This is a genomic window from Curtobacterium sp. MCLR17_044, assembly GCF_003234435.1.
Taxonomy (GTDB): Bacteria; Actinomycetota; Actinomycetes; order Actinomycetales; family Microbacteriaceae; genus Curtobacterium; species Curtobacterium flaccumfaciens.
In genome coordinates this window covers 82,064-96,659 of the sequence record NZ_QKTC01000009.1, presented here as the reverse complement: position 1 = coordinate 96,659, position 14,596 = coordinate 82,064, and the positions used below count along the sequence as shown (strand labels likewise).

Below are 14,596 nucleotides of genomic sequence, written 5' to 3'. Positions count from 1 at the left end.
GAGGGTCTACTTCTTGTTACGTCGCTGGTGACGCGTCTTGCGAAGGAGCTTGCGGTGCTTCTTCTTCGCCATGCGCTTACGACGCTTCTTGATGACAGAACCCATGTGGACCTCGCTCGGACTGATGCTGATGTACGGACACCGGGCCGAAGAGACCGCGGAAAATCAACCTGCCCGAGTCTACCGGCTGCCCGCTGTGATGTCGAACGCGCGCTCAGCCGACGTCCGCCACGCCACCGCGCAGCACGTCGGCGACGGCTGACTCGGGGACGCGGAAGGAACGGCCGAAGCGGATGGCGGGGAGCTCACCGGCGTGCACCATCCGGTACACGGTCATCTTCGAGACGCGCATCATCTCGGCGACCTCTGCGACGGTGAGGAAGCGCACGTCGTCGAAACTGCCGGTCATGGTCCGCCTTCGGGGCTCGCACGCGCGCTGCGCACGGGAGTGGTGTGACCTGTGTGGTCAGTGGCAACTGTAGAGGCGTGTGCGACCCGGTGTCCAGGATCAGTCCGCGCCGCGTGCACCGGCGCCGCCCCGGGCTCGGAAGCCCGAGCGGCAGGGCTCAGTCCTCGTCGCCCCGGCGGGTGAAGCGCTTGCGGCTGCGGTCGACGACGCGCTCCCAGCCCTGCTGCGCGCCGGAGATCGCCGCGGTCGCCCGGTACGACGCCTCGGCCATCACACGACCGAGCTCGGTGCCCACCTCGACGGTCGCCTTGCCGGCCGTGCCGTTCCGGCGGATCGACACCGGCTGGCCGTCCGGCGTCCACGCGGTGGTGGCCGGGGTGCCGTCGGCGTCGACCGCGCCCGTGAACGGCAGGACCCAGTCCTCCAGGTGCACGAGCGGCTCCGGGTCGAGCCGGTAGTAGCGGTGCTGCCCTTCTTCGCGACTGGTGACGAGCCCGATGTCGCGCAGGACACGCAGGTGCTTCGACACCGTGGGCTGGCTGACCCCGAGGCGTTCGACGAGCTGGCCGACGCTGAGCTCCCCGCCGGTGACGTCCGAACCGTAGGCGGACAACAGCGTGCCGAGCAGCTCGCGCCGGGTCGGGTCCGCCACGACGGAGAAGATGTCGGCCATGGGGCAAGGCTAGCCGGGGCACCACGGATGTACCATGACGAACCGTCCCGGCCCATGTCCTCGGAGGCATACGCATGCTCGACCGAACCGAGCCGATCCCGCACCACGTGAGTGTCGGCCGACGGCGAGCGAGCCGGATCGCGACGGTGCTGCGGTCGTCGCCGTCCCGACTGGCGATCGTCGTGTTCATCGCGCTGATCTTCCTGTTCACGGTGGCCTTCATGACGCCGTGGGCCACGGCGGACCGCAGCAGCACCCACTTCGCGGACGCCCTCTTCACCGCGGCGTCGGTGGTCTGCGTCACCGGGCTGTCCACGGTCGACATGGCGACGCACTGGTCGGTGTTCGGCAAGGTCCTGGTGGTCATCGGCACCCAGATCGGCGCCGTCGGTGTCCTGACCTTCGCGTCGATCCTCGGCCTGTTCGTGACCCGCAAGCTCGGCCTGCGCGCCAAGCTCATGGCAGCCGGCGACTCGAACCCGCTCCGCACCCACCACGGCGCCGTGCCCGAGGGGCAGGCCGTCCGGCTCGGCGAGGTCGGCACCCTGCTCGCGACCGTGGCGGTGAGCACGCTGTCGATCGAGATCGTCCTCGGTCTGCTGCTCCTGCCGTCGGTGCTCATCGCCGGCATCCCGTTCTGGACCGCGGTCGGCGACTCCTTCTACTACGCGGCGATGGCCTTCACGAACACCGGCTTCTCACCGAACGCCGACGGCCTCGACCCGTTCGCCCACGACTACTGGTTCCTGACGCTGCTGATGATCGGTGTCGTGGCGGGGTCCATCGGGTTCCCGGTGATCCGTGCCCTGACGAAGCAGCTGCGCACCCCGCGGCGCTGGCCGATCCACGTCAAGCTCACCCTGGCGACGAGCGCGATCCTGCTCCTCGGCGGTGCGGTCGTCTACACCGCACTCGAGGCGTCGAACCCGACGACCTTCGGCGAAGAAGGAGCCGGGCGCACCGCGTTCCAGGCACTCTTCCTGTCGACGATGACCCGCTCGGGAGGCTTCTCGCTCGTCGACTTCGACCAGCTCAACGGCTCGAGCCTGCTCGTCACGGACATGCTCATGTTCATCGGTGGCGGATCCGCCTCGACGGCCGGCGGCATCAAGGTGACGACCCTCGCGGTGCTGTTCCTGGCCGCGGTCGCCGAGGCCCGCGGTCGCCAGAGCATGGAGGCCTTCGGTCGCCGGATCCCGAGCGACGTCCTGCGGGTCGCGGTGGCCATCGTGCTCTGGGGGGCGACGATCGTGGCCGTCGCGACCGTGGTGCTCCTGCAGATCACCGACGACTCGCTCGACCGGGTGCTGTTCGAGGTGATCTCGGCGTTCTCGACCAGCGGGCTGTCCTCCGGCGTGTCCGCGGACCTGCCGGAACCGGGCAAGTACGTGCTCGCCGCCACCATGTTCCTCGGCCGGGTCGGTACAGTGACCATCGCCGCTGCCCTGGCCGCCAGCCAGAGCCGGCAACTGTTCCGCCGTCCTGAGGAGAGGCCGATCGTTGGCTGACCGCACCCGTTCGTCGCACCAGCACGGTGCCATCAGTCACGACGCCCCCGTCCTGGTCATCGGGCTCGGGCGCTTCGGGGCCGCCACCGCCGGCCAGCTCGAGCGCCAGGACCGCGAGGTGCTCGTCGTCGACACCGACGCCGGGCTGGTGCAGAAGTGGTCCGACCGGGTCACCCACGCGGTGCAGGCGGACGCGACCGACATCGACGCGCTCCGGCAGATCGGCGCGCAGGACTTCGCCATCGCCGTCGTCGGCACGGGTAGTGACCTGGAGTCGAGCGTGCTCATCACGGCGAACCTGGTCGACCTCGGCGTCCCCCAGATCTGGGCGAAGGCGATCAGCCGTTCGCACGGCACGATCCTGTCCCGCATCGGCGCGAACCACGTCGTCTACCCCGAGCGCGAGGCCGGCGAGCGCACGGCACACCTGGTCTCCGGCCGGATGCTCGACTTCATCGAGTTCGACGACGACTTCGCCGTGGTCAAGATGTTCCCGCCGCGCGCGGTCCGCGGCAAGGACCTCGCCACCACCGTGATCCGCACCCGCTTCGGCCTGACCGTGCTCGGCATCAAGCCGCCCGGCAGCCCGTTCGTGCCGGCGACGCCGGACAGCGTCATCGGTGAGGACGACGTCATCATCGTCTCGGGTTCCGAGACCGACCTGGAGCGCTTCGCCGCGTACGAGTAACGACCACCGGACGGACGGGAGGCCCGTGGCGGCGTCGCCCCGGGCCTCCCGTCCGCACTGTGGCTGCGTCCACGACGCGGTGTGCGTCTACGACGCGGCGATCTCCTCGGCACGCGCGATCGCGGCACGCGACGCGCGCAGCAGCGTGTCCGCCAGGTCGGCGTCCTGCAGCACCGCGACGGCCCGCTCCGTCGTGCCCTTCGGGCTCGTCACCGCGCGGCGCAGGTCGGCGGGCTCACGGCCCGACCGCTCGAGCAGCTCGACCGCGCCGCGGACGGTGCCCTGCACCATCGTCGCCGCCTGTTCGTGGGTGAACCCGAGCTCCTCGGCGGCACGCTGCCACTGCTCGATCAGCAGGAAGACGTAGGCGGGACCGGAACCGGACACGGCGGACAGCGCGTCGAGCTGCGACTCCGGCACCTCGATGACCTCGCCCGAGGCGGTGAACACCGACGACGCCAGTGCGACGGCCTCGGCGTCGGCCGAGGTGCCCGCGCTGATGCCGGTGACGCCGTGGCCGACGCCGATCGGGGTGTTCGGCAGGGCACGGACGACGCGGACGCCGTCGGGCACCCGTGTCTCCATGCTCGCGGTGGTGGTGCCGACGGCGACGCTGACCAGGACTGCGCCGGGCTCCAGGTCGTCGGCGACCTCGTCGAGCAGGTCCGCGATCATGTACGGCTTCACGCCGACGACGACGAGGGCCGCGCCACGGACGGCCGACCGGTTGGCGTCGGGGTCGGTGTCGCTCGCGGTCGCGTCGAGACCGCGCTCCCGGTGGGCAGCAGCGGACGCCTCGGACTTCGTGGTGAGGGTCACGGTGGCCGGGTCGAGTCCCGCGGCGAGCAGGCCGTCGAGGACCGCGCCGGACATGGAGCCGACGCCGAGCAGGGCGGTGCGGGGCAGGTCGATCGTCATGCTCCCGACCCTACCGACGCCACCCGCCTAGGATCGTGTCGCAGACCACGAGAAGGGGACAGCTGTGAGCGCTTCCGGAGGCACGAAGGCGATCTTCGCCGCACTCGGTGCCAACATCGGCATCGCGATCGTGAAGTTCATCGCGGCGGCGATCAGCGGATCGGCGTCGATGCTGGCCGAGGGCGTGCACTCCCTGGCCGACTCCGCGAACCAGCTCCTGCTGCTGCTCGGTGGCCGGAAGGCCCGGCGAGCGGCGGACCAGGAGCACCCGTTCGGCTACGGGCGTGAACGCTACGTCTACGCGTTCGTCGTCTCCATCATCCTGTTCTCGGTCGGCGGCGTCTTCTCGCTCTACGAGGGCATCGAGAAGCTCGCCCACCCGCACCCGCTCGAGAACTGGTGGCTCCCCCTCGTGGTGCTCGTCATCGCCATCGGGCTCGAGGGCTTCTCGCTCCGCACCGCGCTGCACGAGGCCCGACCGCAGAAGGGTTCGCAGAGCTGGGTGCAGTTCGTCCGCCGTGCGAAGGCCCCCGAGCTGCCCGTCGTGATGCTCGAGGACACCGCGGCCCTGCTCGGCCTGGTCTTCGCCCTGTTCGGCGTCGGCCTGACGGCGATCACCGGCAACGGGGTGTTCGACGCGATCGGCACGATGCTCATCGCGGCGCTGCTCATCGCGGTCGCCGTGGTGCTCGGCATCGAGACGAAGAGCCTGCTCGTCGGCGAGGGCGCGACCGCCGCCGACGTCGAGCGCATCAAGCAGGCGGTGCTCGACGGCCCCGAGGTCGACGCGATCATCCACCTGAAGACCCTGTACCTCGGACCGGACGAGCTGATGGTCGGCGTGAAGGTCGCCGTCGACGGGGACCGCCGGCTCGGTGACGTCGCCGCCGGCATCGACACCGTCGAGCAGCGTGTCCGGAGCGCCGTGCCGATCGCCCGGGTCATCTACGTCGAACCGGACGTCCTGCGCACCGGGCCGCAGCCGCCGACCGAGGCGATCGTCATCCTCGCCGCGGACTGAAGAAGTCGTCGAGCAACTCGGCACACGCTGCCTCGAGCACGCCCCCGATGACCTCGGAGCGATGCGGCAGCCGGCGGTCCCTGGCGATGTCGTAGACGCTGCCGCTGGCGCCCGCCTTCGGGTCCCACGCGCCGAACACGACACGGGGCACCCGTGCGGCCATGACGGCGCCGGCGCACATCGGGCAGGGCTCGAGCGTCACCACGAGCGTGTGCTCCTCGAGGTGCCAGTCCCCCGTCACCGCCGCTGCAGCACGCAGCGCGAGGACCTCGGCGTGGGCCGTCGGGTCCTGTCGTGCCTCGCGCTCGTTCCGGCCGGTGGCGACCACGACGCCGTCGCGGTCGAGCACCACCGCGCCGACCGGGACGTCGTCGGTCTCCAGGCACCGTCGAGCCTCGTCGAGCGCGCGCTCCATCGCCGGGACGAACGGGCGGGCTGCGGGCTCCTCCACGGGACCTCCTGACGGTCGACGGCACGCTAGGCTCGACCCTATGCGAGTCCACGTCGCCGACCACCCGCTCATCACCCACAAGCTCTCGGTGCTCCGCGACCGTACGACGCCCTCCCCCACGTTCCGCGCCCTGACCGAGGAGCTCGTCACGCTCCTCGCGTACGAGGCCACGCGGGGCGTCCGGGTCACGGCGACGCCGATCGACACGCCGGTGGCGCACACCATGGGCGTCGCGATCGCCAAGCCGCGGCCGCTCGTCGTCCCGATCCTCCGCGCCGGGCTCGGCATGCTCGAGGGCATGGTCAAGCTCGTCCCGACCGCCGAGGTCGGCTTCCTCGGCATGGCCCGCAACGAGGAGACGCTCGAGCCGCAGACCTACGCCGAGCGCCTGCCCGACGACCTGTCCGGGCGGCAGTGCTTCGTGCTCGACCCGATGCTCGCCACCGGTGGCACCCTCGCCGCCGCGATCGACTTCCTGTTCGCCCGCGGTGCGCAGGAGATCACGTGCGTGTGCATCCTCGGCGCCCCCGAGGGGCTTGCCATGGTCGAGCAGGCCGTCGGCGACCGCAACGTCTCGATCGTCCTCGGTGCGCTCGACGAGAAGCTCGACGAGAACGGCTACATCGTCCCGGGCCTCGGCGACGCCGGCGACCGGCTCTACGGCCTGGCCGAGTAGCGCAGACCCGATACGTCACGGACAGGAGGCGCGGTGCCAGCTGGCACCGCGCCTCCTGTCGTCCGTGCGGTCGCGCTCACCGCACCCGCCCGTTCCGGGCGTACCAGGTCTTTCCGGGCGTACCCGCCCGTTCCGGGCGTACCGGGCGTACCAGGTCGTTCCGGGCGTACCCGGTCGGTTCTTTCCACCCGGTACGCCCGATTCGACTTTCCATCGCGGGCGCAATGGGAAAGAACGGGCGTGGCGCTCGACGTCCGTGCGGTCGCGCCCAGCGCACCGTCCGCGCGGACGGTTGACACCGCGTTGGTATACCGCAGATACTCGTCACATGACTGCAACCGTGTCCACCCGCGTCCTCTCCGAGGCGTGCTCCTCCGCAGGGGCAGTGGGGACCGTCGGCGTGATGATGCCGACCATGCCGGTCATGCGTTGTCGAATGTGTGCCTGATCGGCACCCGTTCCAGCCGGATCCCCCGCGACACCACCCCCGTCGCGAGCGCGTGATCCCCGGGTGACGGACACCGTCGGCGACGCGCACCACGTCACGAGGTCTGTCTCCCGTTCCCCCGGGTCGGCCCCGGTCCGCAGCAGGACCGCAGGGCACATCGGCGTACCGCCGTACCCGGGATGACGCATTCGACACCGGCCGCCGCGCCACCCGCGCACCGGCCACACCGCCCGGAGAACCACCATGTCGCTCACCATCGCCCAGCCCCGCACCGCGCTCCGCTCCGCACCGGCCCCGACCGACCTCGGCACCGTCACCCCGATCCGTCCGCGCCCGGCCTCCCCGGCGGCGACCGGACCGGCCACCGTGCCGACGAGCCCCGTGGTCGCACCGCAGCGGAACCGCGCGCTCCCCGAGGGCACCGAGGCCCGCGGCTTCGCCCTGTACGTCGGCATCGACGAAGCGAAGGCCGCCGCCGCGGGCACGACCCTGGCCGCGGTGGTCGAGCAGCTCAAGGCCCTCACGGCGCAGCTCGTCCCGTCGTCCGAGACGTACGCGGCCGTCGCCGTCGCCGCCGAGCACTCCGGTGGCCGGGACGTCGACGTCGTCCGGCTCGCCCTGCAGGACCGCTCCGCGGTGGCCGCCCGCAAGCAGGCCGAGAAGCCCGAGCCCGAGGAGACCGGCGTCGTCATCGACATCTCCCGGAAGCGCGTGACCCTCGACGGCGAAGCAGCACCCCTGACCTACAAGGAGTTCGAGCTCCTGCAGTTCCTGGTCCTCCGCGAGGGCCAGACCGTCGACCGGTCCGCGATCATCGACGGCCTCTGGTCGGACGGCGAGGACGAGACCCCGAACGAGCGCACAATCGACGTGCACGTGCGTCGGCTCCGCTCCAAGCTCGGCGCGTTCGAGGAGATCGTCCGCACCGTGCGCGGCGTCGGCTACCGCTTCGACCGGCACGCGGACGTCGCCGTGCGGTACGCGTCGACCCCGTCGCCCGACCTCTTCTGAGCCTGATCGGCTGCTCTTGGTGAACTCGCAGCGAACCGGCCCCGGAGAGGCTGGCGCGCCGTTACCGCTTCGTTATACAGTCGGTGGTGCAGACGGTGTTTGCTGTGGCACCGCCTGTGGAATGTGATTGCAGGAAACTCTTGGTGCAAGGGAGAGGGCCGGTCGCCGACAGGCGGCCGGCCCTCGTGCATGTCGCCCGGCTCCTGTCGGACCCCGTCGGTAGTGTGGTCAGACCGTACGACCGGAGGGAACGCGAACGTGAGCGAGACACGCCGCAGTGAGAAGGCGACCGCGGTCGCCGCCTGGGAAGCGCTCTTCCGCGCCCAGGTCGCCGTGATGCGGAGTCTCAACGCGGACTTCCCCGGCGACGAGATCTCGTTCAACGAGTACGACGTCTGCTTCAACCTGTCGACCCAGCCCGGCCGCCGCTGCCGCATGCGCGACCTCACCGGGCACCTGCTCCTCACCCAGCCGAGCGTCAGCCGCCTGGTCGACCGACTGCTCGCCCGCGGCATCGTCGAGAAGCAGCCGGACCCCACCGACGCCCGCGGCGTGATCGTGGCACTGACCCCGCACGGCTTCGACGTCTACCGCCAGGTCGCCGTGCAGCACGCGGCGAGCATCGCGCAGCAGGTCGGCGCCGGACTGTCCGACCCCGAACTCCGCACCCTCACCGAGCTCTGCACGAAGCTCCGGCTGGCGGTCGGCACGGCACCGGGCCGGCGATCGACGACCCGCCCGGTGGCCGCTGCGGATGCGGCGACGGTGTGACCGGCGCGATCGTCTGGCTCCGTGACGACCTGCGGCTGTCGGACAACCCGGCGCTCCGTGCGGCGATCGACCACGGCGGCGACGTCACGGTGGTGGTCGTCCTCGACGAGCAGTCCCCCGGGCTCCGTCCGATCGGTGCCGCGAGCCGCTGGTGGTTGCACCAGTCCCTGACCGCCCTCGATGCCGACCTGCGCGAGCGGGGTTCCCGGCTGGTCCTCCGGCGCGGTGCCGCGGCGACGGCGATCGACCAGCTCGTCGCCGACACCGGAGCCGACGCCGTGTACTGGAACCGTCGGTACGGCGCCGTCGAGCGGGACATCGACGCCGGCATCAAGACGGCCCTGCACGACCGTGGCGTCGAGGCGCACAGCTTCGCCGCGAACCTGCTCTGGGAACCGTGGACCGTGCTCACCGGGCAGGGCGAGCCGTACAAGGTCTTCACCCCGTTCTGGAACGCCGTCCAGGCGCTGCCCGAACCGCGCCACCCCCTGCCCGACCCCGACGACCTGCCCGCTCCGGCCGACGTCACGGGTGATGCGCTGGCCGACTGGGCACTGCTGCCGACGAAGCCCGACTGGGCCGGCGGCCTCCGTGACGCCTGGACCCCGGGCGAGCACGGCGCGCAGCAGCAGCTCGAGCACTTCGTCGAGCACGCGCTCGAGGACTACGACCAGCGCGACGAGCCCGCGATGGAAGCGACCAGCAGCCTGTCGCCGTTCCTGCGGTGGGGCGAGATCAGCCCGTACCAGGTGTGGCACCGCCTGCACGAGCGGCTCGAGCCTGCGCAGCGCCAGAACGCCGCCGCGTTCCTCCGGCAGCTGGCATGGCGGGAGTTCAACTGGAACGAGTACTTCCACTGCGACGACATCGCCACCGTCAACGTCCGTCGGAACTTCGACGCGTTCCCGTGGCGTGACCCGGAAGCAGCTGAGGTCGACCGCTGGCGGCAGGGTCTCACCGGCTTCGACCTGGTCGACGCGGGCATGCGCGAGCTCTGGCACAGCGGGGCCATGCACAACCGGGTGCGGCTGGCCGCCGGCAGCTTCCTCGTGAAGAACCTGCTCGTCGACTGGCGCGTCGGGGAGCAGTGGTTCTGGGACACCCTGGTCGACGCCGACCCCGCCAACAACGCGGCGAACTGGCAGTGGGTCGCGGGCTCCGGCTTCGACGCCGCCCCGTACTTCCGCGTCTTCAACCCCGATCGGCAACTCGAGCGCTTCGACCCGCACCGCGAGTACGTCCACCGCTGGGTCCCCGCCGACGAGCTGCGGCCCGAGCCGATGGTCGACCTGAAGGCGTCACGGCAGCGGGCGCTCGACGCCTACGAACGGATGCGGCGCTCGTGACCGGGTCGCACCCCGCGATCGCTGCGGTCGTCGACCAGGTTGACGAGCTGTTCCGTGCTCGCGTCGAACAGGGCATCGCGCCGAGCAGCGTGTGGGGCGTGTTCGACCGCTCCGGCCTCGTCGCGTCCGGCGGGCACGGTGACCGCGGTGACGGCCGGAGCCCGGACGCCGACACCGTGTACCGCATCGCCTCCTGCACCAAGAGCGTCACCGCCGCGACCCTGCTGACCCTCGTCGCCCGGGGTGCACTCGACCTCGACGCGCCGATCACCGACTTCGTGCCGGCCTTCGGCGCCGTCACCCTGCCGACCCCGGACTCCCCGGTCCCCACGGTGCGGATGCTGCTGACGATGTCGGCCGGGTTCCCCACCGACGACCCCTGGGCCGACCGGCAGGAGTCGATCTCGGACGCCGAGCTCGACGAGGTCCTGCGCGGCGGCCTGCTGTTCGACTCGCTGCCCGGCACCCGCTTCGCCTACTCGAACCTCGGCTACGCGCTGCTCGGCCGGGTCGTCGCCGCCGTGACGGGGCAGCCCTTCACCGCTGCCGCCGATGAGATCGTGCTCCGTCCCCTCGGCCTCACCGACACGGTGTTCAGTGCCGCCGAGTCGACCGGCTTCGTGGTCACCGGTGTCCGCGGACACGAGGGCGACTGGGAACCCCTGCCGATGACCGGCCCCGGCGCCTTCTCGTCGATCGGCGGGCTCTTCTCGACCGTGCGTGACCTGGCGCGCTGGGCGACACACCTCGGTTCGGCGTTCTCCGCCGCGCCGGAACCCGGCCCGGTCTCCCCCGCTGACCGCCGGCTCATGCAGCAGGCGATGCGGGTCGTCCCGTCGTCCGTCGTCCCGAGTTCGGCCCGCGCGACGGCGTACGGCTTCGGGCTGTTCGTCGAGCAGGACAATCGCTTCGGCGAGCTCGTCTCGCACTCCGGCGGCTACCCGGGCTTCTCCGCGCACATGCGGTGGTCCGTGCGCGACGGCCTCGGGGTCGTCGCGTTCGAGAACGCCACGCAGGCCAAGGTCTCCGCGGCCGCGCAGCAGGCGCACGACCTCGTGCTCGACGCGGCGCTGACGGCCCACACATCCGACGCGCCGGAAGCCGACGCCGACGTGACCGGACCGAGCACCGGGGTGGTGGCGACCACCCGCGCGACGCGAGCCGCCCAGGCCGCCGTGACGCGCCTCCTGGCCGACTGGCGGGACGACCTGGCGGACGCGATCTGCACACCCAACGTGGCGATGGACGTGCCGTACGACCGACGGCGGCGGGCTGTGGCGCAGGCCGTCGCGGACGTCGGTGCCGACCTCGGTGCCGCGCCGGTGTCCGAGTACTCGGCGGCGCCGTCGCACCTGCGCTGGTGGCTCCCCGGCACCTGCGGGCGGCTGCGCGTCGAGATCCGGCTCGCGCCCGCCGCCGCGGGGCGCATCCAGACCCTGAACGTCGTCGCTGAGCCGTCGGAGCGCTGACCCGACGGCACCACGCGGGTACCCGTCAGCTCAGACCGGCGGTCGACCGCCCACGAAGCCGAGTGCCCGCGCGGCGACCCGGGTACCCTCGCGGGCTGCAGCACCGACGCGGACCGGATCCGTCGCCCACGCACGGACGAACCCGGCGACGAAGGCGTCCCCCGCCCCGATGGTGTCGACGACGGTCGCCGGTGTCGCGGGGACCCGGTGGACGCTGCGGCCCCGGCGTCCGATGAGCGCGCCGTCGGCTCCGGCCGTGACGACGACCAGCGGGACGTGCTCGGTCAGCCGCCGCACCGCGGCGTCGAGGTCGTCACCCCCGGCGAGGGCGAGCGCCTCGTGCTGGTCGGGGAAGAGCACGTCGACGCCCCGCAGGGCCTCGAGGAACCGGTCCGCACCGATCGTCTCGATCACCGCCACCGACGAGGGGTCCACCGCCACGCGCGCCGGGCCGGTCCGGGCGCACGCCACGAGGTCGGCGAGCCGGTCGGCACCGCCGCCGAGCATGGCGGCCCCGGTCAGGTGCACGATGTCGGCGCGGGCGACCACCGACGGCGGGACGTCGGCGGCACTGATCTTCCCACTCGCGGCGGGGTCCGACATCGCGGTGCGACCGTGGTCGTTGCGGACCGAGACGACGACCCCGGTGGACGTCATCGCGTCGTAGCGCAGGTGGGCGCGGACCCCGGCGTCCTCGAGCGCGCGCTCGTGGCGGTACACGTCGTCGACTCCGACCCGGGCGACGACGTCGACCTCGGCCCCGAGCCAGCCGAGCCACGTGGCCGTGTTGCCACCGGCACCGGTCGGCCGGTGCCGGATCTCCGCAGCGGGGTCGTGCACCCCGATCCGGTGTGCGGTGGTGTGCACGAGGACGCCGTCCAGGACGTCGCCGACGACCAGGAAGCGTTTTCCGGCGCCGCGACGACGGCCCGCGACCACCCGTCCGGCGCGGGTCCCCTCGGGCCGTGACGGCGGCAGAGCGCCCTCGTACGGCATGGACATCCGCAACAGTCTACCCGGAGCCGAGTTTTTCTCCGTTTCTATCGGTGAAAACGGAGGTTTCGCGGAGAGATCGCACACAACGACCAATGGTGTCACTGATATACCGGCTGCTAGTATGTGGGCGGTCGCGCGACCACCGCCCCGACGACGGAGATGCCATGCCCAGGAAGCCCGACCCCACCCGCAAACCCGCGATCCTCGAGAAGGTCGTCGACCACTTCGTCGAGACCAAGATCGAGGACGTCACGGTCCGGGGTCTCGGCCGCGTACTCGGCACGAGCGCCTACCCGGTCGTCTACCACTTCGGCTCCCGCGACGCCCTGATCGACTCCGTCGTCGAACACCTCGCGACCTCGCACCGAGCGCCCGCACTCGACCCGGCCGCCGACACCGACGCCCTCGCCGACCACCTGGTCGCGACCTTCGGCGGGCTCGACGACCCGCACCGTGCGCTGGCCGCACGTCTCACCTTCGAACTCGGGTCGGTCGAGTCCCTCGACGGGCGTGACCGGCAGCGCCGCGCGCACCGCTGCCAGGTCGCCGCCGTCCGGGCCTGGTGCCGAGCACACGGCGCCGACCCCGTCCTCGCCGAACGTGCGGCCCAGCACACGGTCATGGCCGCCCGCGGAGCCCAGTGGGGCGCGCTCGTCGACGGCGCGCACACCGACGCCGACGCTGCACTGCGTCGCATCGCCCACGACCTGGCAGCCAGCACGGCCGCCGCAGACCGCGTGCGCTGAGCGCACGCACCCACGCGATCGCGGACCGCTCGCGTACCCGGCGACGGGACACGGCGACGGCGCACGGCCCGGAACGTGACCCGGACCACGAACGGGAGGCACGGTGCCAGCTGACACCGTGCCTCCCGTTCGTCAGGTGGTCACCGTGGTGACGCGCCGACGCGGATCAGAGCGTGACGAACCGCTGCGACTTCGCGTTCTCGAAACGAGCGGCGACGTTCTCCCAGTCGACGATGTTCCAGACGGCCTTGACGTAGTCCGCCTTGACGTTCAGGTAGTCGAGGTAGAAGGCGTGCTCCCACATGTCGAGCATGAAGATCGGGACGAGGCCGAACGGGATGTTGCCCTGCTGGTCGAAGAGCTGGAACGTGGTGAGCTTCTGGCCCACGGTGTCCCAGGCCAGCACGGACCAGCCGGAGCCCTGGATGCCGTTCGCGACGGCGGCGAACTGCGCCTGGAACTTCTCGAACGAACCGAAGAACTCGTCGATCGCCGCGGCGAGCTCGCCCTCGGGGACCTTCGTGTCCGGGCCGAGGTTGGTCCAGAAGATCGAGTGGTTCACGTGGCCACCGAGGTGGAACGCGAGGTCCTTCTCGAGCTTGTTGATCGCGCCGAAGTTGCCGGACTCACGGGCCTCACCGAGCTGCTGCAGCGCGGTGTTGGCACCGGTCACGTAGGCCTGGTGGTGCTTGTCGTGGTGCAGCTGCATGATCTTGCCGCTGATGTGCGGCTCGAGCGCGGCGTAGTCGTACGGCAGTTCCAGCAGGGTGTACTCAGCCATGTGAGGTCCTTTCGATCAGTGGGTTGTGGACGCGGCTCCGCGGCTCACGAGAGCCGGGAACGATCGGTGAGGGAGTGGAATTCCCGGTTGTGGTAGACCAGCGGCTCGCCGCGGTCGGCGCCGACGATGATGTCGAGCACCTCGGCCACGACGACGGTCGAGCTGCCGATGGGCGTCGTCGACAGCGGTCGGCAGCGGAGCGCACTCGCCGCACTCGGCAGGTAGCGATCGCCGGACGGCAGGGTGCCCCAGATGGGGTCGTCGGCGGCCGGGCTGCCGGTCGAGGCGAAGCGCTTCGCGAGTGCGACCCCGAGGGAGTCGACCAGGTGCACGACGAACAGCGGCGCACCGAGCACGACCCCGGCCGAGCCGGAGTTCGTCGAGAGCGAGAAGACCAGCACGGGCGGGTCGACGGCGACGCTCGCGACGCTCGAGGCGGTGAGGCCGGTCGGTCCGTCGGGGCCTTCGGCCGTGATGACGGCGACGCCGGCAGGGTGCCCGCGGAAGGCGGACTTGTACGCGTCGGCGATGGTTGCCGGTGCTTCGTCGGGCATGGTGATCGTGGTCGTTCCTTCGGGAGGGGCTGCCGTCACTCGGCGGCTGCCACCCAACGTATGACCTGAACCCTGGTTGAGGTCAACGATTCACAGGTTCGGGCGTGGCCGGGCGCGCCGTGGTGGGCAC

At 71.4% G+C, this 14,596-nt stretch carries 17 protein-coding genes; 9 read left to right on the top strand and 8 right to left on the bottom strand.

What is annotated here, in order from left to right; all coding sequences use genetic code 11:
- Positions 1-6: 6 nt before the first annotated feature.
- From DEJ04_RS08155 to DEJ04_RS08145, 3 genes are all read right to left on the bottom strand, one after another.
- Positions 7-105, bottom strand: coding sequence for a 30S ribosomal protein bS22 (locus DEJ04_RS08155; RefSeq protein WP_003792170.1), 99 nt, complete (start codon positions 103-105; stop codon positions 7-9).
- A 109-nt stretch (positions 106-214) separates the two neighbouring features.
- Positions 215-409: a helix-turn-helix domain-containing protein gene (locus DEJ04_RS08150; RefSeq protein WP_017888579.1), complete on the bottom strand. Its 195-nt coding sequence runs from the start codon at positions 407-409 to the stop codon at positions 215-217.
- A gap of 157 nt (positions 410-566) precedes the next feature.
- Entirely contained in the window at positions 567-1,082 is a 516-nt protein-coding gene (locus tag DEJ04_RS08145) for a helix-turn-helix transcriptional regulator (protein WP_051596885.1), read from the bottom strand.
- A 74-nt stretch (positions 1,083-1,156) separates the two neighbouring features.
- Here DEJ04_RS08145 and DEJ04_RS08140 point away from each other — a divergent pair, with 74 nt between their 5' ends.
- Both DEJ04_RS08140 and DEJ04_RS08135 read left to right on the top strand, forming a co-directional pair.
- On the top strand, positions 1,157-2,590 hold the full coding sequence (locus DEJ04_RS08140) for a TrkH family potassium uptake protein (RefSeq protein ID WP_111032014.1): 1,434 nt from the start codon (positions 1,157-1,159) through the stop codon (positions 2,588-2,590).
- Positions 2,583-3,278: a TrkA family potassium uptake protein gene (locus DEJ04_RS08135; RefSeq protein ID WP_217499818.1), complete on the top strand. Its 696-nt coding sequence runs from the start codon at positions 2,583-2,585 to the stop codon at positions 3,276-3,278. Before DEJ04_RS08140 ends, DEJ04_RS08135 begins: the two co-directional genes overlap by 8 nt.
- An 87-nt stretch (positions 3,279-3,365) precedes the next feature.
- On the opposite strand, the gene proC is transcribed toward DEJ04_RS08135, so the two are convergent.
- A complete protein-coding gene (proC, locus tag DEJ04_RS08130) occupies positions 3,366-4,196 on the bottom strand; it encodes a pyrroline-5-carboxylate reductase (RefSeq protein WP_111046776.1) in 831 nt (276 codons plus the stop codon).
- A gap of 64 nt (positions 4,197-4,260) precedes the next feature.
- Here proC and DEJ04_RS08125 point away from each other — a divergent pair, with 64 nt between their 5' ends.
- Positions 4,261-5,217 (top strand): cation diffusion facilitator family transporter, encoded by a 957-nt coding sequence (locus DEJ04_RS08125; RefSeq protein WP_027466331.1) that lies wholly within the window; start codon positions 4,261-4,263, stop codon positions 5,215-5,217.
- Here the strand turns inward: DEJ04_RS08125 and DEJ04_RS08120 are convergent.
- Positions 5,198-5,632: a nucleoside deaminase gene (locus DEJ04_RS08120; protein WP_110861637.1), complete on the bottom strand. Its 435-nt coding sequence runs from the start codon at positions 5,630-5,632 to the stop codon at positions 5,198-5,200. The genes DEJ04_RS08125 and DEJ04_RS08120 overlap by 20 nt on opposite strands.
- A 76-nt stretch (positions 5,633-5,708) precedes the next feature.
- Between DEJ04_RS08120 and upp the strand changes: the two genes are divergently transcribed.
- The 5 genes from upp (at position 5,709) to DEJ04_RS08095 (ending at position 11,389) form a co-directional block, all read left to right on the top strand.
- A complete protein-coding gene (gene upp, locus DEJ04_RS08115; protein ID WP_071406290.1) occupies positions 5,709-6,344 on the top strand; it encodes a uracil phosphoribosyltransferase in 636 nt (211 codons plus the stop codon).
- Between the two features lie 691 nt (positions 6,345-7,035).
- Positions 7,036-7,803, top strand: coding sequence for a winged helix-turn-helix domain-containing protein (locus DEJ04_RS08110; RefSeq protein ID WP_111029368.1), 768 nt, complete (start codon positions 7,036-7,038; stop codon positions 7,801-7,803).
- A gap of 258 nt (positions 7,804-8,061) precedes the next feature.
- On the top strand, positions 8,062-8,574 hold the full coding sequence (locus DEJ04_RS08105) for a MarR family winged helix-turn-helix transcriptional regulator (RefSeq protein WP_181433080.1): 513 nt from the start codon (positions 8,062-8,064) through the stop codon (positions 8,572-8,574).
- Positions 8,571-9,920: a deoxyribodipyrimidine photo-lyase gene (locus DEJ04_RS08100; RefSeq protein WP_111046775.1), complete on the top strand. Its 1,350-nt coding sequence runs from the start codon at positions 8,571-8,573 to the stop codon at positions 9,918-9,920. Before DEJ04_RS08105 ends, DEJ04_RS08100 begins: the two co-directional genes overlap by 4 nt.
- Complete coding sequence (locus tag DEJ04_RS08095; protein ID WP_181437770.1) at positions 9,917-11,389, top strand: serine hydrolase; 1,473 nt, start codon at positions 9,917-9,919, stop codon at positions 11,387-11,389. The genes DEJ04_RS08100 and DEJ04_RS08095 overlap by 4 nt, the downstream gene beginning before the upstream one ends.
- 30 nt (positions 11,390-11,419) lie before the next feature.
- Here the strand turns inward: DEJ04_RS08095 and DEJ04_RS08090 are convergent, their stop codons facing one another.
- Complete coding sequence (locus tag DEJ04_RS08090; RefSeq protein ID WP_111032020.1) at positions 11,420-12,391, bottom strand: carbohydrate kinase family protein; 972 nt, start codon at positions 12,389-12,391, stop codon at positions 11,420-11,422.
- Positions 12,392-12,549: 158 nt separating this feature from the next.
- Here DEJ04_RS08090 and DEJ04_RS08085 point away from each other — a divergent pair, with 158 nt between their 5' ends.
- Positions 12,550-13,131, top strand: a complete 582-nt coding sequence (locus DEJ04_RS08085; protein ID WP_071406286.1) for a TetR/AcrR family transcriptional regulator — start codon at positions 12,550-12,552, stop codon at positions 13,129-13,131.
- A 166-nt stretch (positions 13,132-13,297) separates the two neighbouring features.
- On the opposite strand, the gene DEJ04_RS08080 is transcribed toward DEJ04_RS08085, so the two are convergent.
- Positions 13,298-13,912, bottom strand: coding sequence for a superoxide dismutase (locus DEJ04_RS08080; protein WP_111046773.1), 615 nt, complete (start codon positions 13,910-13,912; stop codon positions 13,298-13,300).
- A gap of 44 nt (positions 13,913-13,956) precedes the next feature.
- Positions 13,957-14,466 (bottom strand): flavin reductase family protein, encoded by a 510-nt coding sequence (locus tag DEJ04_RS08075; protein WP_027466322.1) that lies wholly within the window; start codon positions 14,464-14,466, stop codon positions 13,957-13,959.
- Between the last annotated feature and the right edge of the window lie 130 nt (positions 14,467-14,596).

What these genes read in the sequence shown, in the direction of transcription:
- DEJ04_RS08155 (WP_003792170.1), bottom strand. Translation starts at nt 105, where the DNA reads ATGGGTTCTGTCATCAAGAAGCGTCGTAAGCGCATGGCGAAGAAGAAG.
- DEJ04_RS08150 (WP_017888579.1), bottom strand. Translation starts at nt 409, where the DNA reads ATGACCGGCAGTTTCGACGACGTGCGCTTCCTCACCGTCGCAGAGGTC.
- DEJ04_RS08145 (WP_051596885.1), bottom strand. Translation starts at nt 1,082, where the DNA reads ATGGCCGACATCTTCTCCGTCGTGGCGGACCCGACCCGGCGCGAGCTG.
- DEJ04_RS08140 (WP_111032014.1), top strand. Translation starts at nt 1,157, where the DNA reads ATGCTCGACCGAACCGAGCCGATCCCGCACCACGTGAGTGTCGGCCGA.
- proC (WP_111046776.1), bottom strand. Translation starts at nt 4,196, where the DNA reads ATGACGATCGACCTGCCCCGCACCGCCCTGCTCGGCGTCGGCTCCATG.
- DEJ04_RS08120 (WP_110861637.1), bottom strand. Translation starts at nt 5,632, where the DNA reads ATGGAGCGCGCGCTCGACGAGGCTCGACGGTGCCTGGAGACCGACGAC.
- upp (WP_071406290.1), top strand. Translation starts at nt 5,709, where the DNA reads ATGCGAGTCCACGTCGCCGACCACCCGCTCATCACCCACAAGCTCTCG.
- DEJ04_RS08110 (WP_111029368.1), top strand. Translation starts at nt 7,036, where the DNA reads ATGTCGCTCACCATCGCCCAGCCCCGCACCGCGCTCCGCTCCGCACCG.
- DEJ04_RS08090 (WP_111032020.1), bottom strand. Translation starts at nt 12,391, where the DNA reads ATGTCCATGCCGTACGAGGGCGCTCTGCCGCCGTCACGGCCCGAGGGG.
- DEJ04_RS08085 (WP_071406286.1), top strand. Translation starts at nt 12,550, where the DNA reads ATGCCCAGGAAGCCCGACCCCACCCGCAAACCCGCGATCCTCGAGAAG.
- DEJ04_RS08080 (WP_111046773.1), bottom strand. Translation starts at nt 13,912, where the DNA reads ATGGCTGAGTACACCCTGCTGGAACTGCCGTACGACTACGCCGCGCTC.
- DEJ04_RS08075 (WP_027466322.1), bottom strand. Translation starts at nt 14,466, where the DNA reads ATGCCCGACGAAGCACCGGCAACCATCGCCGACGCGTACAAGTCCGCC.